Below are 24,335 nucleotides of genomic sequence, written 5' to 3'. Positions count from 1 at the left end.
CCGTTTATGTCTGTTTACAAAATTTTGCTGGCCGACGATGAACTCGCACTCCGCTTTCTGCTGACGGAAACATTGTCTGACGAAGGTTATCAAATAACGGAGGTGGAAGACGGCGGACAGGCGATCGATCAGCTGCAGCAGGAAACGTTCGATTTAATCATTCTGGATTATATGATGCCTGAGCGCACGGGTGTGGAAGTATGCGAATGGCTTCGTCAGAGCGATAATGCCAACCGGGAGCTGCCTGTCATCCTTCTGACAGCCAAAGCTTTGGAGAAGGATAAGGAGAAAGCCAAAGCCGCAGGCGTTACCACGTATATTGTGAAACCCTTCAGCCCGCTGCAGCTTCTGGATACGGTCGGACTTTTATTAAATAGATAATACGAATAGTTTAGAGATTATTTTATGAGCACGAAGGGTGATTGTCCGTCATGAATCATACGCATGTTGAGCGGTTGAACGGTTCTAAGTCAGAACGGGAAGATAAAGATGCAAGAATATTAAGACAAGGCAAGAAATTGTTTATCCGTGAGTTCGAGAAACAGCTGGAGCAACTGCAAGCGCTTCTAGATACGATCCGCCAGGAGCCGTCCTTGGATGACTTACATAAGTTTTATCGTATTGTTCATACGCTGAAGGGCAGTGCCCCGATTTTCGAATATGACCGAATCGGGAAGCTGGCCGAGGAGCTGGTTCGCATCTGGGAATGGACGCAAGCGGCCGATCCTGAGAAGGAAGACGTTCTTGAAGCGATGTCGCCGGTTCTGGAGATCGCAGGGCGCACACATAACCTGCTCCGCGAAATGACGATGGAATACGACATTGCTTTAACGGAAAGCCAGTTGGATGAGCAGAAGGATTCCGGCGCAGGCTCCATGCTCAGGACGCTGAAGAGCCGGCTGCTGCTTGTCGATGACGATGCAGTGCTCCGCTCCTATTTGACCCGCCGTTTGCAGCTGGATGATTGCATCGTCGATGAGGCGGCGGACGTGGAGTCGGCTATGAAGCTATTGCGCACCCACACGTATGATCTCGTGACGCTCGATCTTATGATGCACCCGCAATCGGGGTATGAGCTGTTCGAATTTCTCAAAGAGGATCCTACGCTCAAATGGCTTCCGCTCATCGTACTGTCAGGCCGTAACGACTTGCACGATAAGGTGCGCTGCTTCCATCTGGGGGCTGACGATTATGTGACGAAGCCTTTTCAATATGAGGAGTTAGCCGCAAGAATTTACGGTCTGCTCAAAAGAACGAGAAACTTCGAGCAGCTCGCTTTCCGCGACCCGCTTACAGGCGTCTTCAATCGCCGTTATTTCGACCTGCAGATCGGCATTGAGCTGCAGCGGGCTGAGCGGGAATCAGCGCCGATTTCGCTCGTTTTTATCGATATCGATTTTTTCAAAAGAATCAATGATACATACGGACACCATGTAGGCGACCTGGTGCTGCAGGGTCTTGCGCATTCGGTGCAGGTCAATCTGCGATCGACCGATTTGCTGGCGCGCTTCGGCGGAGAAGAATTCGTGCTGGCGCTGCCGAACACGACGCTGGAACAAGCTCATCAGGTTATGCAGCCCATTCTGGACTTCGTTCGCGAGAACCCGGTCGCCCAGTATGAAGGGCGCACCTTCTCCATCACGTTCTCAGCCGGTATAGCCCAGTGGCACGACGGGATGACGTTGGACGACTGGGTGACCGGTGCCGATGGAGCGATGTATCAAGCCAAGCAGCAGGGCAGGAACCGTATCGTAAGCGCCGTTATGGAGAAGGAAGCACAGACGCAGCCCGGGAAGTCCGGGACGTTGTCCGAGCCTGAGAAACGTCTGCTCATTGTGGACGACGATCCGATTCTGAGGGCTATCGTCACCTCGAGATTGGAGAATTTGCCGGTCGCGATTTCACATGCTTCGGACGGGGAAGAGGCGCTCTTCTTGCTGCAGGAGAGCAACTACGATGCCTGTATTCTTGACGGCATGATGCCGAAGCTCGACGGGTTCTCCTTATTGGACCGGATCAAGAAAGATTCGCGCATCATGAACGCCGAGATGAAGGTGCTGATGCTCTCCGGGAAGAAGAAGGAAGATGACTTGCTCAAGGGGTATCAGATGGGGGCGGATGATTATATGACGAAGCCGTTCTCTCTCGTCGAACTGGAAGTGCGCGTGAAGAAATTGCTGAACTTGATCTAAAGGCAGGGGCCGGACGTAAGTCCGCTCCTTTTTGCTTTTTTCATAGGAATGAGAGGAATGAGTGGAACGGGCTATTTTGCGGCGGCGGCACTTTCTGGTAGAGTAGGAATAGAGGATTCGGACAGAGATGAGAGACAGAAGGAAAGGAGCGATAGCCGCATGTCGGACAAAGAAGCGCTGGTTCGCTTCGGCATCTCGATGCCGCAATCGTTAATTGAGCAGTATGACAAGCTGATCGCGACGCAGGGCTATGATAACCGTTCGGAAGCGATTCGCGATCTTACACGCAAGGCGCTGTTAGCCTCCAGCTCCATGCAGCCGGAAGAAACGGTGGCCGGAACGATTGTGATGGTCTACGATCATCATATCAGCGATCTGCCGATTACGTTGATGGAGCTGCAGCATGAGTATCATCATGCCATTATATCTACCATGCATATACATCTGAATCATCAGCAATGCTTGGAGATTTTGGTCGTACGCGGCAAAGTGCAGAAGCTCCGGGAGCTCCAGCAGCGCATTCAGGTGCTGAAAGGGGTCGGCTATGCCGAGCTGTCCGTTACGCATGTAGAAGAGCACGGACAAGCCCATACGCATTCGCATGGTCACACGCACGAACCTGCGTAGAGTTCGAATTTTTTTGCTAAAATGAGGGATGGAGGTGCGAAATGTCCCATACAAAGTGGTTCAGTCTGGAGGAAGCGAACAGCATGCTTCCGTTCGTCGACCAGGAGCTGAAGAAAATGCAAGCTTTAAAGCGTACTTTTGAGCAGAAATATATGGAGCTTCGCGTCAAGAAAAATGAGTTGGCCGAGAAGCCCGGCACGGAGAAGGACCCGTTCTTTATGCAAGAAGCCGAACTGGAATTTCTGCAGATCGAAGCGCGCGGACTTATTCAGCATTTTCAGCAAACGGGTGTAGAGCTGAAAGACATCGATACGGGTCTTGTTGATTTTCCGGCGCTCATCGGCGGACAAGAAGTATTGCTGTGTTGGAAACAAGGAGAGGACAGAATTCGTTACTACCATGGCAAAGAGGATGGTTTTGCCGGTCGTAAGCCGATTTCGGATTAGAGGAACTTATCTATGTACAAACAGAAACATCATACTCCCAAGCGCAAATGGTTCTCAGCTGCGGTTTTCATGTGTATATTAGCAATGATGCTCCTAAGCGCGCTTGTCGCTCCGCAGTCCGCATCAGCCCATGCGTCATTAGTACAGGCAACTCCCGAGTCGGGTGCCAAGCTGGCAAGCTCGCCGCCTCAAATCGCCATTACGTTCAACGAACAGCTAGATGCCGGACTTTATTATATCAAAGTCTTTAACCATGACGGCGATGAGATGACAAGCAATAGAGCGGTCTTGAATAAAGAGCAGACGGGTGTATTCCTGGATTTGCCGAAGCTGCCCGAAGGGGTTTATCTGGTTAGCTACCACGTCATTTCGGCTGACGGGCATCCCGTAGGAGGCTCCTACCCGATCACGATCGGGAATCCGCCGCAAGAAGATGCGCTTGATCTTCCAACGGCCCATGCTAACCATGATCACGGCGCAGGACCGCTGACGACCAAGGTTTTGCTGCAGTACGCCTCCCGCGGTTTATGGTATTTGATGGTGCTGGCACTCGCGGGCTGGGTGATTTGGCTGCGAATGCTAGGGACTGAGAACGGAAGAGCTGCGCGCACGGCGCTGGCATCCTGGACGCTGAATTTGCAGCGGGCCCAATTGGTTTCCTTATTATTCCTGATTTTCACCCACGTCGAGGATCTGCTTGGCGGCGGTGGCGTGGAAGAGCTGTGGAAGCTGCTCACAGCAACGAATGTCGGCATTTCGTGGCTGCTGCTGCTAGCCTTATCCTTCCTTGGTTTCGGTGTGATCGGCAGATGGGCATGGCTGGACCTGGTATGGCCGTTAGGCTTGCTTGCGGCCAAAAGCTTCAGCGGACACGCGGCCTCTTTTACCCCTGTATGGGCAACGATCGGCTTGGATTGGATTCATTTGGCGGGAGCAGCCATGTGGGTTGGCGGTCTGGTGCTGCTTTACGCGAAGTGGCGGAAGAGAAGCGCGGACGTCGGCGACTACATGCACAAATTTTCGAACATGGCTTTGATTTCCATTGCCGTTCTGACGGTATCCGGCGCATTGTCGGTCCTGTTGTTCCTTCCGAGCTTGCGTTACTTGCTTTATGCCGGATGGGGAATTCTGCTGCTTGTTAAGGTCGGTGCCGTCGTGCTTGTTGTCATCACAGCTTCCGTGATCAGACTTCTGATGCGAAGGAAACAAGCGGTTCATTCTTTTATTTGGGTAAGGGTCGATTTAACGCTGATGGTGCTCATTATGCTGCTGGTCGGAATTCTCACTTACATTGCTCCGATCCCGCCGAATGAACCGCTGCAGTGGCACCAGATGGGCGAGAAGGTCCATGTTTCCGCAGATATTACGCCGAAGATACAAGGAAACAACACCTTTACGGCGAAAGTATTTTTACCGGAGAAATCCGGCAAACCGAAGCAAGTGCTCATGATCCTGCACTATGTGGACGATGAAGAAATTGCGCCTATTTCTGTTCCGATCGCGTTTTACGAGGATACGGAGCAGGAAGAATCTTATGGCTTCGCCAAATTCAGCTATCGGGCGGAAGGGGCGTACCTTCCTTTCCGCGGTAACTGGGAGCTGGAAATGCGCGTGATGGATACCGAGGATAATGAAACGGTCTACCGGAAAGACTTCATCGTGTACTAGTCCCGTACTCGTACGAGGATGAGAATGAAACCTAACCTAGCGGAAAGTAGGTGCTGTCATGGCTTGGATTAATATGCTCGAGAGAGATCAATTGTCGGTAAAATTGGATGAGAAGGATGAGATGGCCTTGCTGGAAGTCAACGATGGAGGAATCTCCCCGAACTACGTGACGATTCGACTGGACGAGAACGAGATCGATGAGCTGATCGAAGCTTTGCAGCGGATCAAACGAGCCATTCAATAGCATGAGAAGGTATATAACGAAGAGCGGTATTCGTCATCGACGAGTACCGCTCTTCTTAATTAAAATAAGCTCCAATCAAATTCCTGCGAAAGCTTGCCGAGCAGATGAACGCCCGCGGTGCTGTTGCCCTTGCGGTTAAGCGGAGGACTGACAAGACCGATGCCGTATTGTCCCGGCACCATCGTCAAGATGCCCCCGGACACGCCGCTCTTGGCGGGAAGGCCGACGTTCATGGCGAATTCCCCAGAGGCGTTGTACATTCCGCACGTGAACATGAACGTCTTGGCGATCTGTACGAAGCGCCGCGGGATCAAGCGCTTGCCCCGCACAGGATCGACGCCGTTATGTGCCAGGACCAAGGCCATTCGCGCCAGATCCTTGCAGCTTGCCTGGATCGAGCAATGGCTGAAATACACGCGCAGCACATCCTCCACCTCGCCGACGAGGACGCCGTTATCTTTGAGGAAGTAAGCCAGTGAACGATTGCGGTGGGCGGTATCCGATTCCGATTGGAAAACTTCCTGATGGATAGCTAGCCCCGGGTTGTCTGCAATCTCCCGGAAAAATCCAAGAATACGATCGATCTGCTCGGTAGGCGTGTTTCCCGCGATCAGAGATGAAATCGCAATCGCTCCGGCATTGATCAGCGGATTGAACGGAATACCCGGCTCCACCAGCTCCAGCTTCAGCATCGAATTGAAGTCGTCGCCTGTCGGCTCCATCCCGACCTTAGAGAAGACCTGCTGTTCGCCATTATCCATCAAAGCCAGAATCAACGTGAATACCTTCGAGATGCTTTGCAGGGTAAAATGGTAATCGGTTTCGCCGGCTTGGACGGTGTTCCCATCTGCATCCATGATGCAGATGGCGAGCACATCCGCAGGCGCGTTGGCAAGCTCAGGAATGTAGGAAGCTACTTGGCCTTCCGCCGTGTGGATCTTATTGTCCGCAACCCACTCCGCCAAGCGGTCACTCAGGCGCTTCCATGTTGTGGATGACTCGTGTTGAATCATAAAGCTCTCATTCCTTCCTATGGATCAGGCTTTCCACGCTTGCGGGTGGTTGTCGCTGATCAGGTCCGTTGCGCTGGCATTGGCGATGACTTGCTCGGGATTTTTGCAGCCCGGGATCACCGTCGTTACGGCATCGTGCTTCAAGCACCAGGCTAATGCCCATTTGGCCATATCCATGCCTTCCGGAACTTCTTCCTTCTGGATGCGCTGCACTTCCTCCAGCTTCTGTCTCACGCTTTCCGCATCATGGCGGTGGCGAACGTCGGTATTGCTGAATACGGCGCCAGGTTTATATTTGCCGCTAAGATAGCCGCTGGCCAGAGGCACGCGTGCCAGAACGCCAAGGTCTTGCTCGATGCAGGAAGGGAATACAAGCTCCTCCGGCGCCCGGTCCAGGCGGTTATAAACGACTTGAATCGCTTTGGAATTCACTTGGGTCGAAGCTCCGGTCTGATGAATGTTGCTGTTGCTGCCGATGGAAGTTCCAAGATGGCGGATTTTCCCGGCTTGCACCAGCTTGTCCAGCGTCGTCCACAAGGCATCGTTGTCGAATACGCTGTCCGGTCCGGAGTGAAATTGATATAAATCTATGTAGTCCGTTTGCAAAGCTTTCAGCGAAGCATCCAGCTGTTTCACGACACTGTCCGCGCTGAATTCGTCGGTTCTGGTAAACAGATCATGGAAGTGGTGTCCGAATTTGGTCGCCACGACCCAATCTTCACGCTTGCGTCTGGACAAATAGCTGCCAATGAAGGATTCGGACAGATGGTCCCCGTAGCACTCTGCGGTATCAATCAAGTTAATGCCTAGATCAGCGGCTTGATCAAGAATAGCGTCCGCTTCGGCTTGCGTGTACGTCAGTCCCCATTCTCCTCCGAATTGCCAGGTTCCGACACCAACGATGGAAACTTTCAGATCTGTTTTCCCAAGTCTGCGATATTTCATGGCGAGCACTCTCCTTTTTATAGTATCCAACCTCATTAAACGCTATTGACAGATTGATGTCAAAACAAATGAAACCATTATTTACAACAAAAAGCCCCCATCCTGGAATTTAAGGAGGGGAGCTCGTGGGCATGCATTAAGCAAGGCCTGGCGAAAGGTCTTTTTCACCTTCTTCATTCGTCTTCTTGGATTTACGGCCGGACACTTTGATATTGCCGATGAACAGTGTGAGAACCGCGCCAAGCAGGACAAATACCAAACCGTACAGGAATACTTGGTGGAGCGAAGAGACTAGGGCGTTTTTCAAAATCGGAAGCATATGGTCCACGAATTCTTTCGGCATTTTGGCCAGCGCCTCTGGACTGAGCAGCGATGAATACAAGCCTTGCGGATTCGTATGGATCATGTCGCTCATCTGCGCCGCAAGACCGCCGGCTTCTGCGGGAAGCTGCTTGACGACAGGGGTCAAGTCTTGCTCCAGCAGCACCGATGACTTGTGATTCATGATCGCTCCGAGGATGGTCATCCCGAAGGTACCGCCGATTTGCCGGAAAAATTGGCTTGAAGAAGTGACGACGCCAAGCTCTGATTTCGGGAAGCTTTCCTGCAGGGCCAGGGTCAGAATCGGCATAACAAGCCCCATACCGAGTCCGAGCAGCACCATGTACAGGGAGGCCGTCAATTTCGTCGTATCGATGCCCATCGTACTTAGAAGATAGAAGCCCAATGCCATCACGAACATGCCGATCAGCATTTGCTTGCGAACGCCGACTTTATGAATGAATTGCCCGGACACGACGCTCGCGGCGATCATCGTAATCATGAGAGGCGTCATAACGGTACCGGAAGCGGAAGCGGATATGCCGACGATGCCTTGCATGAAGAGCGGCACGAACATAATCGCCCCGAACATCCCGATAGACATCAGGAAGCCTACGCCGTTAATGGTTGTGAACGTTCTGTTTTTGAATAAGCGGACGGGTAGAATCGGCTCTTCCGCTCTGCTCTCAATACGGACGAATGCCAAGAGTGAAACGATCGCCAATGCGAATAAACCGATGATTTGCCAAGAGAGCCAAGGGAAGTCTTTGCCGCCGAAAGTCAGCGCGAGCAGCAAGGAAACCACACCGATGATCATGGTGACGATACCGGGGATGTCGAACTTCACTTTGCCGGCTGCTTTATGCTTAGGCAGGGCAATGGCAATGAGAATAACAGCAAGAATACCGACAGGTAGGTTGATATAGAACACCCAGCGCCAGTCAAAGGCATCTACGATCCAGCCGCCGACCTGCGGACCGACGACGGAGGAGAGACCGAAAATGGCACCGAACACGCCTTGCCATTTGGCACGTTGTTTACCGGTGAACAAGTCACCGATAATAATCATCGCCATCGGCATCATGATCCCGCCGCCGAGCCCTTGCAAGCCGCGGAATAGAATAAGTTCCGTAATATTTTGGGACATCCCGCAGAGCGCGGAAGCGACGATGAAGATAATAAGTCCCGTCACATAAATGACGCGCCGTCCCATTAAGTCAGCGAGTTTACCGGCGATGGGGACAACAACGGTTGAAGTTAGCATATAGGCTGTCGTCAGCCAAACCATCAGCTCCAGGCCGCCTAGTTCGCCGACGATCCGCGGCATCGCCGTACCGACAATCGTGCCGTCTAGGGCCCCGAAGAGCATGGCGATGATGAGTCCTGTTAACAATAGACCGCGGTTTTTAAACGCGGGGGCCGAGGCATCGGCAAGATTGGCGCCCTCGGAAGAGTTCTTTTGCAAGTTTGTCATATGATGTTCACTCCTTTAAGCGTTTAGTAGTAGGATCTGAGCTTCTCGAAGGCAGCAACCATAATCTCGAGTTCGGCCGGCGGAAGCTTGGACAGACCGCGTGCGATAACCGCCGCTTGGACTTGTTCCGCTTTGGCTAACACCGCGTTGCCGAGCTCCGTATTTTCGACCAGAACGATGCGCCGGTCCGTTTCATGATGTTTCCGTATAACATGCCCGCTTTGGACAAGACGGTCGATCATGACCGTGATCGCACTGGGCTTTACACCCATTTTCTCAGCCAGAGCGGTCTGCTTGGGAGATCCGATTTTGCCGATCATGAAGAGCATGAAGAGCTGCGGTCCCGTTAGCTCGGAGTTTAATTCCGCGAGCACAAGCGAGTTGATTTTGCGATGCACCGTCTCGAACGTTGTTCGGAACCGGTTGGTGTAATCTAACATCAAATCATCTTCCATCGTCGATCTCCTTTCCGATAATTAGATCATCAAATATTTCCACAGTAAAATATTTGAATCAAATAATATTTAAATTGTTTAAGTAAAATATACGCCTCGAAGCATTTGAAGTCAATAGGGAAAATAAGAGATTTGAGGCGTCCGCACTTGCATATGTGTTGTATCTTGCATATAATAACTGGTACATATACGTGAAAATGCTTTGACGGAGAAGAGTACGCAGTGCTTCTTGACAGGGAGGGAAAGCCGATGATTGAGAGCTGGCCCCGAGAATCAGGCTGCCGAAGTTCGCTCCCGAGCAGTCCTTTGAACAACGGGTGAAGCCCCATGCTTCATCTTAAGTAGAGGGAACCGGACGCATTGTCCGTTATCTGGAATGAAGTGAGACCCGTCGTTTGTCGATGATTTGGCATGTGGCGGATCTAATTAGGGTGGTACCACGGCTTTTCGTCCCTTGCGAGGGAGCGGAAAGTCTTTTTTGCGTTTTCATTTCAGGGTAATTTGAGTGGCCTAAATCAGGAGGGATTTCAATGAAAGAGCGGTTAGAAGCTTTGAAGCAGGAAGCGCTGCAAGAGCTTAGCGGCGTTCAGAGCCAGCAAGAGCTGAATGATTTGCGCATTAAGTATTTGGGGAAAAAAGGTCCGCTGACCGAAGTTTTGCGCGGGATGGGGGCGCTAAGCGCGGAAGAGAGACCGATTATCGGTCAAGTGGCGAACGACGTTCGCGCGGCCATTGAAGCCGTGATTGAAGAGAAGCAGGCTGCTTATTTGCAGCAGGAAACGGAGAACAGATTACGTGCCGAGATGATCGACGTCACGCTGCCGGGCCGTCCTTCCCAACAGGGAGCTGTTCACCCTTTGAGCAAAGTGATTCAGGAGATTGAAGATATTTTCATCGGTATGGGCTATACGGTTGCGGAAGGCCCGGAGGTGGAGCAGGATTACTATAACTTCGAGGCGTTGAATTTGCCGAAAGATCACCCTGCCCGCGATATGCAGGATTCCTTCTATATTACGGAAGAGATTCTGATGCGCACGCAGACCTCCCCGGTTCAAGTAAGAACGATGGAGAAGCGCAAAGGCGATGTTCCGATCAAAATCATTTGCCCGGGCAAAGTATACCGCCGCGACGACGATGATGCCACACATTCGCATATGTTCACGCAGATCGAAGGTCTCGTGATCGACCGCAATGTGCGGATGAGCGATCTGAAGGGCACCCTGCTGCAATTCGTGCAGGAGATGTACGGCAAAGAGACGAGAATCCGCTTGCGTCCGAGCTTCTTCCCGTTCACTGAGCCTAGCGTGGAAGTCGATGTAAGCTGCGCGATGTGCGGAGGCACAGGCTGCCGTACCTGCAAGCAAACTGGCTGGTTGGAGATTCTTGGAGCGGGTATGGTTCATCCGCGCGTGCTCGAGATGGGCGGATACGATCCGAAGGAATATACCGGATTTGCTTTCGGAATGGGCGTAGAGCGTATTGCCATGCTGAAATACGGCATCGAGGACATCCGTCATTTCTACACCAATGATTTGCGCTTCTTAAAGCAATTCTTACATTTGTAAGCACCAGGAGAAGGAGGGGTTAAGCATGAATGTTTCATACCAATGGTTATCGGAATATGTAGATGTATCAGGCTTCACAGCCGAAGAATTAGCTGAAAAGCTGACCCGCAGCGGGATTGAAGTAGATATCGTGGAAGATCGCAATAAAGGCGTGACAGGCGTAGTCGTCGGCTTCGTGAAATCGCGTGAAAAGCACCCTGATGCGGATAAGCTAAGCGTTTGTATCGTGGATGCCGGACAGGGCGAAGATCTGCAAATCGTCTGCGGCGCCAAAAATATCGATGCCGGGCAAAAAGTGCCCGTCGCCATGATCGGAGCGGCGCTGCCTGGCGGATTGCAGATCAAACGCGCCAAGCTGCGCGGCGTTGAATCGCAGGGGATGATCTGCTCGGCCAAAGAGCTCGGATTGAACGACAAACTGCTGCCCAAAGAAATTCAGGAAGGCATTCTGGTACTCCCTGAAGATACCGAAGTCGGCAGCTCCATCCTGGATGTGCTTGCCATCAATGACAAGGTGCTGGAGCTAGACTTGACACCGAACCGCTCCGACTGCCTAAGCATGCTCGGAGCGGCTTACGAGATCGCTGCAATCCTCGGACGCAGCGTGAAGCTTCCGGATGCGGAAGCGGCACTGCAAGCGGCCGGAACAGCCGGCTTGAAAGCTGCCGACCGCATCAGCGTGAACATCACAGCGGCGGAGCAGTGCTCCCACTACGCAGCCCGCCTGATCGAGGGCGTTCGCGTAGGGACATCTCCGCTGTGGATGCAAAACCGCTTGATGGCGGCCGGTATCCGTCCCATCAATAACATTGTCGACATCACGAATTTCGTGATGCTGGAATACGGCCAGCCGCTGCATGCTTTCGACGCCGATCAGCTGAACAATGGCCACATCGACGTACGCCTTGCTCAGGCCGGCGAGAAGCTCGTCACGCTTGACGATGTAGAGCGTACGCTGGAGCCGCACATGCTGCTCGTTACGGACGGCACGAAGCCTGTAGCTATCGCTGGAGTCATGGGCGGCGCCAACTCGGAAGTGACGGGCGGCACGACGCGGATTCTGCTTGAATCCGCCAAATTCGCCGGCTCTTCCGTGCGCCGTACGTCCCGCCAGCTGGGCCTTCGTTCCGAAGCGAGCCTGCGCTTCGAGAAAGAAGTGAATCCGGAAGCGGTCCTCCCGGCATTGAACCGCGCCGCTGCGCTTATCGCTGAGCTCGCTGGCGGCCAAGTGGCGGACGGCATCGTCGAAGCCGTTGCCGGATCCCACAAGCCGGTCAGCATCGAGCTCGGAGTCGGCCGGGTCAACAACTACCTCGGCACCACGCTCTCCGTTGCCGAGATCGGACAAATCATCGAACGGCTGCATTTCACGTATGAGCCGGCAGGCGAAGACAAGCTGCTCGTGCATGTGCCGAGCCGCCGCGGAGACATTACGCGGGATGTCGATTTAATTGAAGAAGTGGCACGCCTCTTCGGCTACGATAACATCCCGACTACGCTGATGACCGGTGTGACGACGCCCGGATCCTTGACCAAAGACCAGTCGATCCGCCGCGTTGCCCGTAATCTTCTGACGCAGAGCGGGCTGCATGAAGTCATCACCTATGCCTTCACGCACCCGGACCAAACCGTTTCGCTGCCGAGTCTATACCCTGCAGCGAAGCCGGTCTCCCTCGCAATGCCGATGAGCGAGGAGCGCAGCGAGCTGCGGACCAGCCTGCTGCCGCATTTGCTGGAAGTGGTCAGCTATAACCGTAACCGTACGATGGATGACGTTGCCATTTTCGAAATCGGCAAGGCATTCGTGACGGAAGAAGCGGCTCTTGCAACGCTGCCGGAAGAAAAGCTGCTTCTTTCCATCGTACTGACAGGCAAAAGACGTCAAGCCCACTGGGCGCAGAAATCAGAAGCAGTTGATTTCTATGACCTGAAGGGAATTTTCGATCGTCTAGTGAGCTATTTGGGCGTTAAAGGCCTTTCTTACGCTTCTGCGGCACCTGAAGGCTTCCACCCGGGACGTACGGCAGAGCTTCTGCTTGACGGCAAAGTGATCGGCCGCATGGGCCAATTGCATCCGACGGTTCAACAACAGCGCGATCTGGACGACACCTATGTGCTTGAAGTCGAACTGGCTCCAATCATGGACGCGGCCGGAGATGCCATTGTTTACAAATTGCTGCCGCGCTATCCGTCGATCGGCAGAGACCTGGCCGTCGTTGTCAATACCAGTGTTCCGGTAGGTCATATGGAGCAAACCATTGCCGAAGTGGCCGGCGACCTGTTGGAATCCATCCAGGTATTTGACATCTATACTGGGGAGCGTCTTGGCGCAAATCGCAAAAGCGTAGCCATCTCACTCGTATACCGTCATGCGGAAAGAACACTGCAAGATGAAGAAGTCACCGAGCTCCATGCCAAAGTGGTTCAAACCCTTGAACAGCAATATGAGGCGGAGCTAAGAAAATAAAGCAACTTTCATGATAGTTGCAGGAGAATAGGCTGGTCTTATCGAAATTAACGTCGATAAGGCCAGCCTTTTCATTTAAGGGGGAAATAACGCATGAACGCTGAGGACAAATCCAAAATTACCGTTGAAATATATGGCAATCAATATAAATTGAGAGCAAGCAACAGCACTGGATATATGAAGCGAGTAGCCGAATACGTGAATGACCAAATGTTTCATATCGCCAAAGGTTACCCGCGTCTGGACTCCCAACGAATTGCCGTACTCGCCGCGGTGAACATGGCGGATGAATGCTTCCGCATGAACGAAATCATGGAAGAGTTGAGCGCATCACAGAAAGAACACGAAGCGACCAAAGCATCATATGAGAAGCTAAACGTCACCTTCAACCAGCTGAAGCATGACCACGATAAACTGCAATCTTTGGCAAACGAGCACAAAGGCAAACTGGACCAAAGCAAAGAGCAGCAGGAACAGCTGAGCCAAGAATTGCAGAAGAGAAAACAAGAGATGGAGCAAGCCAATCAACAAGTGCAGCAAGCCAAGCAGCAGCAGGATCAAGCCAAACAGCATTATGAGGGGCTCAAACAGCAGCTTGAACAGGAAAAAAAGCAGACCGCTCAGGTGCGGCAGCTGCTTGAACAAGAGAAACAACAGCATGGGCGGGCTTCTCAGCTGGCGGATCAAAGCAAAAAAGAGCAGGAGCAGCTCAAACAGCAGCTTGGACAAGCCAAACAGCAGCAAGAACAGGCGAAGCAGCTAAACGATCAGCTCAAGCAGCAGCTGGAGCAGGAAAAAAAGCAATCCACTGAAGCGCGGCAACTGCTCGAGCAAGAAAAACAGCAGTTTGAGCAGTCATCTCAACAAATAGAACAAGCCAAGCAAGAGCAGGAGCAGCTCAAACAACAGCTGGAGCAAGAAAAGCAGCAGCACGCACAAGCCAAACAGCAGTTGGAGCAATTCAAGCAGACGCAAGCTCAAAATAATCAGCAGCTGGAGCAAGAAAAGCAGCAGCACGCACAAGCCAAACAGCAATTGGAACAGTTGAAGCAGCAGCAAGCTCAGAGTAAGCAGCAATTGGAGCAAGAAAAGCAGCAGCATACACAAGCCAAACAGCAATTGGAGCAGTCCAAGCAGCAGCAAGCTCAAATTAAACAGCAATTGGAGCAAGAAAAGCAGCAGCATGCACAAGTCAAACAACAATTGGAGCAGTCCAAGCAGCAGTTGGAACAGTCCGAACAGCAGCAAACGCAGTTCAATAAGCAATTGGAGCTAGGAAAACAGCAACAAACAGCAATCAAACAGCAATTGGAGCAAGAACAACTCATGCACCAGCAAACCGCGCAACAGCTCGAATTGATGAAGCAGCAACAAGCAGAATTCAAAGAGCAGCAAGAACGGTTGGCACTGAGCTTGGAAGAAAAGCAGCAGCAATCGCAGGAAACGAAGGAGCAGCTGGAACAGTTGAAGCAGCAGCTTCTTGAAGCTCAGCAGCAGTTGGAGCAACAGAAGCAGCAGCAAGCCAAAGCCTTGAAACTGCAGGAGCTGGAAGTCAAGAGATTCGAAATGGAACTGCAGGAACAACTGCAGGCCAAACAAGAAATCGAAAAAGAAAAGCAGCAGCTCGTTCAGCAAATTCAGACTGTCAATCAGCAGCATCAACAGGAAAAAACTGCTTTATCTCAGAAGCATGAACAGGATAAAAAGCAGCTGAGTCAACAATTTAACTTGGATATAGAAACACTCGAGCGCCGGCACACACAAGATAAAGAGGCAATCAACCAGCAATATCAAGATGAAGTGGAGGTCCTCAAAAATCTGCACAAAGAGGAGCTTCAGGCTAACATTCACCGTTTGGAGCAGGACAAGGTCACCCTGGTCGAGCGTTTCCAAGAACAACAAAACAGTATTGTCCAGAAGTATGAGGAGCAAAAAACAACCATCATTCAACATTACCAGTCTCAGCTGGAGTCGCTCATTAAGCAGCAACAGGGAGAGCGGGCTTTGTTGAATCAGTACTTTGCAGAAGAGAAAGAACGCTTGGCGGAGGATTTCCAGAAAGAAAAAGAAGAGCTATTGGCTCAAAACAGGAATGATGCGGCTCAGCAAAAAGAACTCGAACAGATAACCAAAGAGTATAATGCGTTAAGAGAAGAATATGCTAAGCTGCAGACCGAGTATAATGAGTGGATTGAGCTGGTTGAAGCGGATAGTCCTACAAGGTAAATCAACTTGACGATGAACACATTAGATTACATCTTGCTGGCTATCGTTGCTTTGGGCCTGCTCTTGGGATATTTTAGAGGCTTTATCGCTCAAATCGTTTCGCTCTCGGGCTTTGTATTAGCCTACCTGGTTGCTTTTTATTTCTACAAAGATGTGGCCCCGTTCCTTCGCAGTACAGTTTCACTGCCCACCTATGAGAACTATGAAAAATATGAATTTATCGTAAAAGGTCTCAACCTCGACACGTATATTTTAAATGCGCTAGCTTTTGCCATCTTATTTTTCGGCGTGAAATTCACGCTGGTTATTATCGGAAGAGCATTGAACGTTTTGGCCAAAACACCAGGGTTGAACTTTATTAATCGTTGGAGCGGCGCACTTCTTGGTTTAGCCGAAGCATTGTTAATCATCATCATTGCAGTTAACGTCATGACCATCATTCCGTCGGACGGACTCCAGAAACTCCTTTCAAGCTCGGTCACAGCTCCTTACTTGATCAATGAACTTCCTAACCTTGCAGGTATGCTGCAAGAGCTTTGGAAGCAAAGAATAGCCCTCTAGAAGCTGCCTACTTCATCTATTTGAAGTTGGTGGCTTCTGTGCATTCTTGCCGCGAATTCAATCCGGAGCCAAACTATCAAGCTCTACCTATCCTCATCAATTCCCTTAAAGCCCCAACCCCAACCTATCCTGATTTAGCCCCTTCTAACTCAGTCCTACTCTCGTCGCCCCCTTCATATTGCACAAGCCCATTTTCTGAAGTATCTACAAGCAGCCATAATCGCCACAAAGTCGTGCCACCAACCCGAACCCCAACCCCAACCCCAACCCCAAGTATCCCTAACATTGGTCCTGCGAACTCCTACGCTACCTCGTTGTAGATATCACAGAAAAGGGCGAAAATGAAAGAGTTCCCCCTCCAATAAAGTAAAATTTTGCTTTACATGGGAACTCATGTTCGATATAATGGAAATATAGGAATGAATGTTCGTATCGAACTGCAAGGAGGAAATTTTATGAACTTATATGAATTTGAATCCTTGGAGGAAGTTTTTAAAACAGAGGAAGATTGCGAAAGCTTTTTGATGAAGAGGCGTTGGGGAGACGGCTTTTGCTGCCCGCGGTGCGATAACCATTTATTTTATAGAGTGAAAACCCGTAAGCTGTTGGAATGTAAGGAATGCCGTACACAAATATCGTTAACAGCCGGTACCGTAATGCATAAGTCCAAGCTGCCACTAATGCTTTGGTTCAAGGCCATTCAAGCATTAATTCGTGAAGGCCAAGCGTATTCCATTGCGCAGTTTGCCGAGCTTTTGGGAGTGAATTACCGTACTGCTAAATTAATGCTGGAGAAGATCCAGTTAGCTTTATCTAAGGTACATAGAAACAAGTCTCAGGAAAAAGAAGCAGACAACTCAAAATCGCCTATTTTGATAACGAATTTTGGCAGTTTCATGTTTAAAAATTCCAAGAACATCAAATATGACGAAATGATTCTGTTTAAAAAATGGATGAATGCCTTTGTGTCCGTCCGATTATTCCCACTGTTCCTAAGATGTTACCAAATGTTATGAAAATAAAATGAATACAAAAAAACCTTACCGCTGAATGCCGCGATAAGGTGTGGAATTTCCGTTATAACTACTCGACAATCAGAGTAGATTTCATATTGGCGTGACCGCTTCCGCACATGATGGAGCAAGTAATAGGGAATGATCCCGTTTTATCCGGGGTGAAGGTAAATGTTTTGTTGCTGTTGTCGAGCTTAACATTGAATTCTTTAATAGATGCACCATGGACACCTTGGGAGTTGTCAAGGGAAATGGTAACAGGTTCACCCTTTTTGACACGATACTCGGCTTGGTCAAATTTGAAGTTCGTTGCTTTCAGAACGACGTTTTGGCCACCAGAAGCTTGGGTTGTAGCCGCAGGTGTTGTTGTTTCTGCAGGTTTTGATTCTTTGCCTCCGCAAGCTGTAAGCGCAATGATTAAGAAGACCCCCGTCATTAGAACGAGCAATTTTTTCATATGTATATACCCCTCCGAACAAATGTATTTGTTTCCCTATTTATTGTACAGTACCTGTTTTGAAAAAGCAGTGACAAACTAGTGAAGAAAGAGTTCCAATTTTAGAGCAAAAGAAAAGATCGGCCCGGCGATTAATTACGCAGCAGACCGATCTCTTTTGGGCCTTATCAATGGATATCAGAAGTGAAAACTGATGATATTATCGACGATCTTCTCTTCCTGTGATCCCTTGCTCAAAAGGGGTTTTCACAGGAATGAACAGGTCGATGATTCCAATGACTAAAGCAGCTAGAATGGCACCTATGATGCTCGTCGACACATTGCTAACGACAAACTGAGCGGCCCAAATGACGAGCGCACTTACTAGAAAGCCTACGATTCCTCTGCCAAAGGGAGTGATCTGTTTGCCAAAGACCCCTTCGATGATCCAAGCGGCAATGGCAATGACCAACGCAAGGAAAAATGCACTCCAGAATCCACCAACTTGAAACCCCGGAACCAGCCAGCTGACAAACATTAATACCAAAGCAGATACAATAAACCTAACCAGATGTCCTAGAAGATGCATTCAAGAACCTCCTTTTTTCTGCCGCGAGAAATGGTTTGCGTCTCACGACTAGAAATGATGATTTTGTTGAACAATGCTTGGTGTGTTTGAAGTTTTACGGTTCCTTTGGCAGAAGGAATAGGTGCACAACTTAGTGTATCCAATTGTCTAAAAGTTTATGGTAGGTAGCATCTTCCATATAATCATTGTCTCCATAGCTAATCATGCTCCATTTGGTTTATAATAATGGGTAGAGAAAAGAGGTAGGGACAGTTGAACAAGAAAATTATTAAAACCTTGGAATATGGGAAAATCTTACATAAACTATCGCATCATGCGGCTACTTCGCTGGGGAAAGACGCGGTAGAGAAGCTCGAGCCGAAAGGCGATTTTGAGCTTGTGAAGCTGCGGCTGCAAGCAACGGATGAAGCTGTGAATGTGGAACGTTTGAAGGGTAACGCTCCTTTCGGCGGAATCAGGGACATTCGTGCTTCTTTACATCGGGCAAGAATCGGCGGTATGTTGAATCCCAGCGAGTTATTGGATATAACTACGACCATGTTTGGCACGCGGAGACTCAAACGGTTCATTCTTGCTGTACATGAGGAATACGCAATTCCTATGCTTAAAGAGCAGGTCGAACTGCTCACTGAGAACAAGCCGCTGGAAGACAAAATCAACAGCTGTATCGATGAGAATGCGGTAGTTGTTGACAGTGCGAGTCCGGAGCTAGGCCGAGTGCGGAGTGAACTCCGCACAGGAGAGAGCAGGGTACGCGAGCGCTTGGAGCAAATGCTGCGCAATTCGTCCGTGCAGAAAATGCTGCAGGATGTCCTGATTACAATCCGCAACGACAGGTTTGTTATTCCGGTTAAGGCGGAATATCGTTCCAACTTCGGCGGAATGATTCATGACCAATCGGCTTCGGGAGCAACGTTATATATAGAGCCGGATGCCATTGTTCAATTGAATAATAAGATTCGTGAGCTTAAGTTTAAGGAAGAGGCCGAGATTGAGAAGATTTTGCGTGCGCTGACAGCACTCGTTGCTGAACAAGTGGATGTGCTCGTTTATGATGTTGATCAATTGGCTGAGCTTGATTTCACCTTTGCGAAAGCGGGACTGGCAAGAGAGCTGAAAGCGACGAAACCAAGATTGAACGACCGTGGATTTATCAAAATCAAACGCGGCAGACACCCGCTGATTGCTGCGGACATTGTTGTTCCTCTTGATTTGGAGTTGGGGAATGATTTTACGCAAATTATTGTTACGGGTCCAAACACGGGGGGTAAAACGGTATCCCTCAAAACCGTAGGTCTTCTGAGCTTGATGGCCATGTCCGGGCTGTTCGTCCCAGCGGAGGAAGGTACGCAATTATGCGTATTCGACGCGATCTACGCGGATATCGGGGACGAACAAAGTATTGAGCAAAATTTGAGTACTTTTTCAAGTCATATGACGAATATTATTAGTATTTTACGGGATATGACGCCGAAGAGTCTTGTCTTGCTGGATGAGCTTGGCGCAGGTACGGATCCTGCTGAAGGTTCTGCATTAGCGATTTCTATTTTGGATTACATTCATCAAATAGGCTGCCGTATCATTGCGACAACGCATTATTCCGAACTGAAGGCTTATGCGTACCAAACACGAGGAACCATTAATGCAAGTATGGAATTTGATATACAAACGCTTAGTCCGACTTACCGTTTGCTCGTCGGTGTACCAGGGCGAAGCAATGCCTTTGCCATTGCGGAACGCTTAGGACTATCGCGGCGCATTATCGAGCATGCCCGTAATCAGGTCGGCGAGGAAGAGAAGCGCGTGGAGTCCATGATCGCTTCGCTCGAGGAGAATCGCCTCATCGCGGAAGCGGAACGCAACACGGCCGAGAAGCTGCGGCGTGAAGCGGAGGCGATGCGCCAAACGCTGGAAGCGCAGCAAGCGAAGTTCGACGAGCAGCGCGATAAGCTGCTGGAGAAGGCCGAGCGCGACGCCCGAGATGCCGTCGCCAAAGCGCGCCGCGAGGCGGACGAAGTCATCGCCGAGCTGCGGCGCATGGCGCTGGAGGAAGCCGGCGGGGTCAAGGACCACCGGCTGGTGGATGCGAAGCGCCGTCTGGATCAAGCTGCGCCCGAGCTGCGCCAGAAGCAGGTTCGTGCGGCGAAGAAGCGGCCTGAGCGTATCGAGGCCGGAGATGAAGTGCGGGTTGTGAGCCTTGGCCAGAAAGGTCACGTGGTCGAGGTTGTCAGCTCCACTGAAGCTACCGTGCAGCTGGGAATTATGAAAATGAAAGTCGAGATTGCCAATCTCGAGAAAATAGGCAGCGCAGCGCCGAAGAAACCTGCGCAACAGGTAGCGGCGACAGTTAAACGGACGCGAGATGAGAGCATCCGTATGGAACTGGATATGCGAGGCATGAATGTGGAAGAAGCATTGATTGAGGCTGATCGCTTCCTGGATGAGTCCTTCCTGGGCAATCTCGGGCAGGTATATTTGATTCACGGCAAAGGCACAGGCGTGCTTCGCACGGGGATGCAGGAGTACTTACGCCGTCATAAGCATGTGAAGAGCTACCGCATGGGGAACTACAACGAAGGCGGAGCCGGCGTGACGGTTGTCGAGTTGAAATAGCTTTTAAAAATATTTTCATCTTTTTGAAACTTCAATCTTCGGGGTTGCGTATGTAATCAGTGTAAGCACCGGTGACTAGATGACAACGTAACTCAACTATAAAAGATGGATCATCCTTAGGAGGAATTGAAAATGGGTATTTTTAAAAGGCTTCGCGATATGACAATGGCATCGATCAATGATTTGCTGGACAAAGCGGAAGATCCGGTTAAGATGTTGAATCAGTTCTTGCGCGACATGGAAGAAGATATTTTGGAAGCAGAGTCTGCAGTAGCCAAGCAAATTGCCATCGAGAAAAAGTTTAAGCTGCAGTATGAGGAAGCCGAAGAAATGGTTACGAAGCGCACCGAGCAAGCGATGAAAGCACTCGAAGCGGGCAACGAAGAATTAGCTCGCCGCGCGTTGGAAGACAAGAAAGAGCATCAAGTTCGTTTCGATGAGCTCAAGAGTCAATACGATCTTGCCAAAACAAATGCCGATCAGCTTCGCGGTCAATTGTCCGAGATGAAAGACGAATTCAACAAAATGAAAAATAAGAAAGATTTGTTGATCGCACGTGCCGAAACGGCAAAAGCGCAAAAACAAATCAACCAAGCGATGTCCGGATTCGGGACTGACAATGCGGCTAAAGGTTTTGACCGTATGAGCCAAAAAGTGCTCCAAATGGAAGCTGAAGCTCAAGCGAGCGGCGAGATCCGCGCGAAGAACCGCAGCTTGGACGACGAGTTGGAAGGGCTTGGCGCTAGCAAGAGCGGTATCGATGACGAATTGGCGGCAATGAAAGCAAAGCTTGCTGAAAAAAAACAATCTTAATGATATACTAAGAGTACCTGCGAGAGACTGAGCCAAACTCAGTCTCTTCTACCGTATATAGGGATTTTTAAACAAAATTTAAACTCTATACAGGAAAGAGGGGCAGGGAGACAAGATGAACGAAGAGGTGGATGTGTTGTTGAGTAATCCGTATTTATCGACGCTTGCATTTTTTGCAGTTGCCGTTGTTGCGCTTGTGATCTTTTTAACGATTTTCGAAATGGTCACCAAGTATGATGATTGGGCAGAAATCAAAAAAGGCAATCTCTCTGTCGCAATGGCGACAGGCGGGAAAATTTTTGGTATCTGCAACTTGTTCCGCTTTGCTATTTTAAACAACGATACGATGATGCATTCCCTCATTTGGGCGGGGTTCGGTTTCTTGCTGCTGCTCGTAGCTTACTTCATTTTTGAATTTTTGACGCCTTATTTCAAAATTGATGAAGAGATTAAGAACGACAACCGCGCAGTCGGTTTCTTGTCGATGACGCTATCTGTCTCCCTTTCTTACGTAGTGGGTGCTTGCGTAACTTAGAAACATACATAGTTTTGGAGGCTTGAAGATGAAATACCTGTGGGGCACTTTGTTTGCCATCGCATTTGTGTTCGTGGCGGCAGGGATTTATTATTTAATGAAATTTGCTTGATGCATAACTGGAGGATTAGAACATGAGTGCCAACGATGAAGTTGTATGTCCATGGTGCCAAACGGAGATTGTTTGGGATCCGGAGATTGGGCCGGAGGAAGAGTGCCCGCATTGTTTCAATGAGCTCGGGGACTACCGGAGCATTGATTTGAAGGTGAAGCAGACCGGTCAGCCGCTGCGCTTCCAAGAGCAGGATTATGTGGATTCCGACGAAGATTTGTCGCTTGCTTGGGACAACTCTGATGAACCTTTAGATAAGTACGGAGAGAATGTACAGCATATTACTGACGAACAGGAAGAAGCTCCCGAATGCTCCAGCTGCCACGAATTGATGCTGCATGCCGGTAACGAGGTGGTTAGCGAAGCGGTGTTCACGCCGGTTATTCCCAAAACGCTCGGCAGTGCGTTCCTGACCGGACCTTTCACGATGAGTGTATATGTATGCCCTTCCTGTTTTAAGGTGGAGAAAATATTGTCCGATACGGATCGCCTGCTTATGGTTGAACGGATTAAATCGGAGTCCTAGTCGAAAGATGAAGAGTGAAGAACCGAGTCCCTGTGGATTCGGTTTTTGTTCGTTTCAACCTCATATTTTCACTCGAATGGGGAAGCTTAACTAGAGCTATTCTTATCGCGGGGAAAGGTGAGGAGTATGCACAACGACCAGAGTATGCAGCGTCTGCATCCGGGAAAGACTGGAGCACGCGCAGAGAAGAATTATTTCGAGGATCGAGGACAAGTCGGTCAAACGGAAGGAGAGCCTAAGAAAGGCCGTCTGGACTCGCAAGCGATCCTCCTGCTTATTGTCCATACACTGTTTGGCTGCGCGAACGCTTTATCGGGCACCTTTGTCGGCGTCTACTTGTGGAAAGCGAAAAATGACTTCACCTTAATCGGATGGTTTACGTTAGCGACGCACCTGACGATGGCCATCACGTTCTGGTTGGCTGGCAAGTGGGTGAAAGAGCATAATAAAATGAACTGTCTGCGCATCGGCGTCGCTGTATCGGCTGTATTTTATATGCTGGTCCTTTGGCTTGGCGCAAATAGTATTCATTATTTCGTATGGCTCGGAATGGTGCAGGGAATTTCCGCTGGGTTGTTCTGGGTTGCCTTTAATGTCGTATATTTCGAGGTGACGGACCCGGATAACCGCGACCGATTTAACGGTACGGTGGGACTGCTTGGCTCGGGAGCCGGCATTTTTGCCCCGTGGATCTCAGGCTTTCTGATCGTTAAATTGGGAGGTGTGGCCGGTTACCGGCTCATTTTCTCCATTTCGCTGGGGATTTTCCTGGCTGGGGTCGTCATCAGCTTCTTCCTGAAAAAAAGGAAAGTACAAGGCCGCTATGAATGGATGTTTCCTATTCGCTGCCTCAAACAAAACGAAACGCCTTGGAAACGCGTCAGCTTGGCGCTTGTATTTCAAGGTGTACGGGAAGGCGTTTTTGGCTTTATGATCGCTCTCCTCGTCTATATCTCAACCTCCAGTGAAGCAAGTCTGGGAAATTTCGTACTCATCACGTCAGCGGTTTCGCTGGTAAGCTTTTGGGCGGTAGGCCGGTTTATCAAACCGCGATTCCGTAAGATCAGCATGCTGATCGGTGCGACGATGGTGGTCGCCATCATTGTGCCGTTCTTCTGGAGTGTCGGGTGGTCGACGCTGTTGATTTTCGGCTTGGGCGCAGCGCTATTTTTTCCGATGTACTCTGTACCCATGGTTTCAGCTGTATTCGATTTGATTGGTTCCACGGAAGAAAGCGCCAAACAAAGGGAGGAGTACGTCGTTCTGCGCGAGCTCTCACTTAATGTTGGTCGTGTATGCGGGGTGCTGCTGTTCATCAGTGTTATTTCATGGAATAAAGATCCGCTTGTTGTGAGTGTGCTGCTGCTCGTTATCGGCAGCTCTCCTCTCTTCAGTTGGTTCTTCATGAGAAAGCAGCTTTCCGTAATAAAATCTTGACATCTCCGGGGCTTCCCGATAAAAATGTGTGTAGAGTTGTATGGGAAGAGGAGGGAG

Annotated in this window: 22 protein-coding genes; 16 read left to right on the top strand and 6 right to left on the bottom strand. The window is 50.1% G+C overall.

Annotated features, from left to right (window positions below; genetic code table 11):
• Window positions 1-6: 6 nt before the first annotated feature.
• The 6 genes from J2X61_RS01035 to J2X61_RS01010 all read left to right on the top strand — a co-directional run bounded on the left by J2X61_RS01035 (window position 7) and on the right by J2X61_RS01010 (window position 5,177).
• Complete coding sequence (locus J2X61_RS01035; RefSeq protein WP_274466652.1) at window positions 7-381, top strand: response regulator; 375 nt, start codon at window positions 7-9, stop codon at window positions 379-381.
• 50 nt (window positions 382-431) lie between these two features.
• Window positions 432-2,192: a response regulator gene (locus J2X61_RS01030; protein WP_310185141.1), complete on the top strand. Its 1,761-nt coding sequence runs from the start codon at window positions 432-434 to the stop codon at window positions 2,190-2,192.
• Window positions 2,193-2,351: 159 nt separating this feature from the next.
• On the top strand, window positions 2,352-2,819 hold the full coding sequence (gene nikR / locus J2X61_RS01025; protein WP_274466650.1) for a nickel-responsive transcriptional regulator NikR: 468 nt from the start codon (window positions 2,352-2,354) through the stop codon (window positions 2,817-2,819).
• A gap of 41 nt (window positions 2,820-2,860) precedes the next feature.
• Window positions 2,861-3,265 (top strand): DUF2203 domain-containing protein, encoded by a 405-nt coding sequence (locus J2X61_RS01020; protein WP_274466649.1) that lies wholly within the window; start codon window positions 2,861-2,863, stop codon window positions 3,263-3,265.
• A 12-nt stretch (window positions 3,266-3,277) separates the two neighbouring features.
• Window positions 3,278-4,933: a copper resistance CopC/CopD family protein gene (locus tag J2X61_RS01015; protein WP_310185138.1), complete on the top strand. Its 1,656-nt coding sequence runs from the start codon at window positions 3,278-3,280 to the stop codon at window positions 4,931-4,933.
• Between the two features lie 58 nt (window positions 4,934-4,991).
• Window positions 4,992-5,177 (top strand): hypothetical protein, encoded by a 186-nt coding sequence (locus J2X61_RS01010; RefSeq protein WP_274466647.1) that lies wholly within the window; start codon window positions 4,992-4,994, stop codon window positions 5,175-5,177.
• Between the two features lie 59 nt (window positions 5,178-5,236).
• Here the strand turns inward: J2X61_RS01010 and glsA are convergent, their stop codons facing one another.
• The 4 genes from glsA to J2X61_RS00990 all read right to left on the bottom strand — a co-directional run bounded on the left by glsA (window position 5,237) and on the right by J2X61_RS00990 (window position 9,385).
• On the bottom strand, window positions 5,237-6,190 hold the full coding sequence (glsA, locus tag J2X61_RS01005; RefSeq protein ID WP_310185137.1) for a glutaminase A: 954 nt from the start codon (window positions 6,188-6,190) through the stop codon (window positions 5,237-5,239).
• Between the two features lie 24 nt (window positions 6,191-6,214).
• Window positions 6,215-7,135, bottom strand: a complete 921-nt coding sequence (locus tag J2X61_RS01000; protein ID WP_310185134.1) for an aldo/keto reductase — start codon at window positions 7,133-7,135, stop codon at window positions 6,215-6,217.
• A 136-nt stretch (window positions 7,136-7,271) separates the two neighbouring features.
• Window positions 7,272-8,930, bottom strand: coding sequence for an MDR family MFS transporter (locus J2X61_RS00995; RefSeq protein WP_274466644.1), 1,659 nt, complete (start codon window positions 8,928-8,930; stop codon window positions 7,272-7,274).
• 23 nt (window positions 8,931-8,953) lie between these two features.
• A complete protein-coding gene (locus J2X61_RS00990; RefSeq protein ID WP_274466643.1) occupies window positions 8,954-9,385 on the bottom strand; it encodes a MarR family winged helix-turn-helix transcriptional regulator in 432 nt (143 codons plus the stop codon).
• 530 nt (window positions 9,386-9,915) lie between these two features.
• Here J2X61_RS00990 and pheS point away from each other — a divergent pair.
• The 5 genes from pheS to J2X61_RS00965 all read left to right on the top strand — a co-directional run bounded on the left by pheS (window position 9,916) and on the right by J2X61_RS00965 (window position 17,220).
• A complete protein-coding gene (gene pheS, locus J2X61_RS00985; protein WP_274466642.1) occupies window positions 9,916-10,950 on the top strand; it encodes a phenylalanine--tRNA ligase subunit alpha in 1,035 nt (344 codons plus the stop codon).
• 25 nt (window positions 10,951-10,975) lie between these two features.
• Window positions 10,976-13,417, top strand: a complete 2,442-nt coding sequence (gene pheT, locus J2X61_RS00980) for a phenylalanine--tRNA ligase subunit beta (protein WP_310185128.1) — start codon at window positions 10,976-10,978, stop codon at window positions 13,415-13,417.
• A 93-nt stretch (window positions 13,418-13,510) separates the two neighbouring features.
• A complete protein-coding gene (locus J2X61_RS00975; protein ID WP_310185125.1) occupies window positions 13,511-15,643 on the top strand; it encodes a hypothetical protein in 2,133 nt (710 codons plus the stop codon).
• Window positions 15,644-15,655: 12 nt separating this feature from the next.
• Window positions 15,656-16,204: a CvpA family protein gene (locus J2X61_RS00970; RefSeq protein ID WP_274466638.1), complete on the top strand. Its 549-nt coding sequence runs from the start codon at window positions 15,656-15,658 to the stop codon at window positions 16,202-16,204.
• Between the two features lie 383 nt (window positions 16,205-16,587).
• Complete coding sequence (locus tag J2X61_RS00965) at window positions 16,588-17,220, top strand: transposase (protein ID WP_310185122.1); 633 nt, start codon at window positions 16,588-16,590, stop codon at window positions 17,218-17,220.
• 67 nt (window positions 17,221-17,287) lie between these two features.
• Here J2X61_RS00965 and J2X61_RS00960 read toward each other — a convergent pair whose 3' ends face one another.
• Together J2X61_RS00960 and J2X61_RS00955 are read right to left on the bottom strand one after the other, a co-directional pair.
• On the bottom strand, window positions 17,288-17,674 hold the full coding sequence (locus J2X61_RS00960) for a cupredoxin domain-containing protein (protein WP_310185119.1): 387 nt from the start codon (window positions 17,672-17,674) through the stop codon (window positions 17,288-17,290).
• A gap of 199 nt (window positions 17,675-17,873) precedes the next feature.
• Window positions 17,874-18,242, bottom strand: coding sequence for a phage holin family protein (locus J2X61_RS00955; protein ID WP_274466635.1), 369 nt, complete (start codon window positions 18,240-18,242; stop codon window positions 17,874-17,876).
• A gap of 252 nt (window positions 18,243-18,494) precedes the next feature.
• Between J2X61_RS00955 and J2X61_RS00950 the strand changes: the two genes are divergently transcribed.
• The 5 genes from J2X61_RS00950 (at window position 18,495) to J2X61_RS00930 (ending at window position 24,278) form a co-directional block, all read left to right on the top strand.
• Window positions 18,495-20,855 carry an endonuclease MutS2 gene (locus tag J2X61_RS00950; RefSeq protein ID WP_310185115.1) on the top strand — a complete coding sequence of 787 codons (2,361 nt, stop codon included), beginning with the start codon at window positions 18,495-18,497 and terminating at the stop codon, window positions 20,853-20,855.
• Window positions 20,856-20,987: 132 nt separating this feature from the next.
• Window positions 20,988-21,668, top strand: coding sequence for a PspA/IM30 family protein (locus tag J2X61_RS00945; RefSeq protein ID WP_274466633.1), 681 nt, complete (start codon window positions 20,988-20,990; stop codon window positions 21,666-21,668).
• A 115-nt stretch (window positions 21,669-21,783) separates the two neighbouring features.
• On the top strand, window positions 21,784-22,203 hold the full coding sequence (locus J2X61_RS00940) for a DUF350 domain-containing protein (RefSeq protein WP_274466632.1): 420 nt from the start codon (window positions 21,784-21,786) through the stop codon (window positions 22,201-22,203).
• Between the two features lie 134 nt (window positions 22,204-22,337).
• Window positions 22,338-22,841 (top strand): hypothetical protein, encoded by a 504-nt coding sequence (locus tag J2X61_RS00935; RefSeq protein ID WP_310185112.1) that lies wholly within the window; start codon window positions 22,338-22,340, stop codon window positions 22,839-22,841.
• Window positions 22,842-22,967: 126 nt separating this feature from the next.
• Window positions 22,968-24,278, top strand: coding sequence for an MFS transporter (locus tag J2X61_RS00930; protein ID WP_274466630.1), 1,311 nt, complete (start codon window positions 22,968-22,970; stop codon window positions 24,276-24,278).
• Window positions 24,279-24,335: the final 57 nt, after the last annotated feature.

It is taken from the genome of Bacillus sp. 3255, assembly GCF_031456485.1.
Taxonomy (GTDB): domain Bacteria; phylum Bacillota; class Bacilli; order Paenibacillales; family NBRC-103111; genus Paenibacillus_E.
Note: the sequence above shows the minus strand (reverse complement) of the source record. Positions and strands in the feature narration are given on the sequence as shown.

What these genes read in the sequence shown, in the direction of transcription:
- J2X61_RS01035 (WP_274466652.1), top strand. Translation starts at nt 7, where the DNA reads ATGTCTGTTTACAAAATTTTGCTGGCCGACGATGAACTCGCACTCCGC.
- J2X61_RS01030 (WP_310185141.1), top strand. Translation starts at nt 432, where the DNA reads ATGAATCATACGCATGTTGAGCGGTTGAACGGTTCTAAGTCAGAACGG.
- nikR (WP_274466650.1), top strand. Translation starts at nt 2,352, where the DNA reads ATGTCGGACAAAGAAGCGCTGGTTCGCTTCGGCATCTCGATGCCGCAA.
- J2X61_RS01020 (WP_274466649.1), top strand. Translation starts at nt 2,861, where the DNA reads ATGTCCCATACAAAGTGGTTCAGTCTGGAGGAAGCGAACAGCATGCTT.
- J2X61_RS01015 (WP_310185138.1), top strand. Translation starts at nt 3,278, where the DNA reads ATGTACAAACAGAAACATCATACTCCCAAGCGCAAATGGTTCTCAGCT.
- J2X61_RS01010 (WP_274466647.1), top strand. Translation starts at nt 4,992, where the DNA reads ATGGCTTGGATTAATATGCTCGAGAGAGATCAATTGTCGGTAAAATTG.
- glsA (WP_310185137.1), bottom strand. Translation starts at nt 6,190, where the DNA reads ATGATTCAACACGAGTCATCCACAACATGGAAGCGCCTGAGTGACCGC.
- J2X61_RS01000 (WP_310185134.1), bottom strand. Translation starts at nt 7,135, where the DNA reads ATGAAATATCGCAGACTTGGGAAAACAGATCTGAAAGTTTCCATCGTT.
- J2X61_RS00995 (WP_274466644.1), bottom strand. Translation starts at nt 8,930, where the DNA reads ATGACAAACTTGCAAAAGAACTCTTCCGAGGGCGCCAATCTTGCCGAT.
- J2X61_RS00990 (WP_274466643.1), bottom strand. Translation starts at nt 9,385, where the DNA reads ATGGAAGATGATTTGATGTTAGATTACACCAACCGGTTCCGAACAACG.
- pheS (WP_274466642.1), top strand. Translation starts at nt 9,916, where the DNA reads ATGAAAGAGCGGTTAGAAGCTTTGAAGCAGGAAGCGCTGCAAGAGCTT.
- pheT (WP_310185128.1), top strand. Translation starts at nt 10,976, where the DNA reads ATGAATGTTTCATACCAATGGTTATCGGAATATGTAGATGTATCAGGC.
- J2X61_RS00975 (WP_310185125.1), top strand. Translation starts at nt 13,511, where the DNA reads ATGAACGCTGAGGACAAATCCAAAATTACCGTTGAAATATATGGCAAT.
- J2X61_RS00970 (WP_274466638.1), top strand. Translation starts at nt 15,656, where the DNA reads ATGAACACATTAGATTACATCTTGCTGGCTATCGTTGCTTTGGGCCTG.
- J2X61_RS00965 (WP_310185122.1), top strand. Translation starts at nt 16,588, where the DNA reads ATGGGAACTCATGTTCGATATAATGGAAATATAGGAATGAATGTTCGT.
- J2X61_RS00960 (WP_310185119.1), bottom strand. Translation starts at nt 17,674, where the DNA reads ATGAAAAAATTGCTCGTTCTAATGACGGGGGTCTTCTTAATCATTGCG.
- J2X61_RS00955 (WP_274466635.1), bottom strand. Translation starts at nt 18,242, where the DNA reads ATGCATCTTCTAGGACATCTGGTTAGGTTTATTGTATCTGCTTTGGTA.
- J2X61_RS00945 (WP_274466633.1), top strand. Translation starts at nt 20,988, where the DNA reads ATGGGTATTTTTAAAAGGCTTCGCGATATGACAATGGCATCGATCAAT.
- J2X61_RS00940 (WP_274466632.1), top strand. Translation starts at nt 21,784, where the DNA reads ATGAACGAAGAGGTGGATGTGTTGTTGAGTAATCCGTATTTATCGACG.
- J2X61_RS00935 (WP_310185112.1), top strand. Translation starts at nt 22,338, where the DNA reads ATGAGTGCCAACGATGAAGTTGTATGTCCATGGTGCCAAACGGAGATT.
- J2X61_RS00930 (WP_274466630.1), top strand. Translation starts at nt 22,968, where the DNA reads ATGCACAACGACCAGAGTATGCAGCGTCTGCATCCGGGAAAGACTGGA.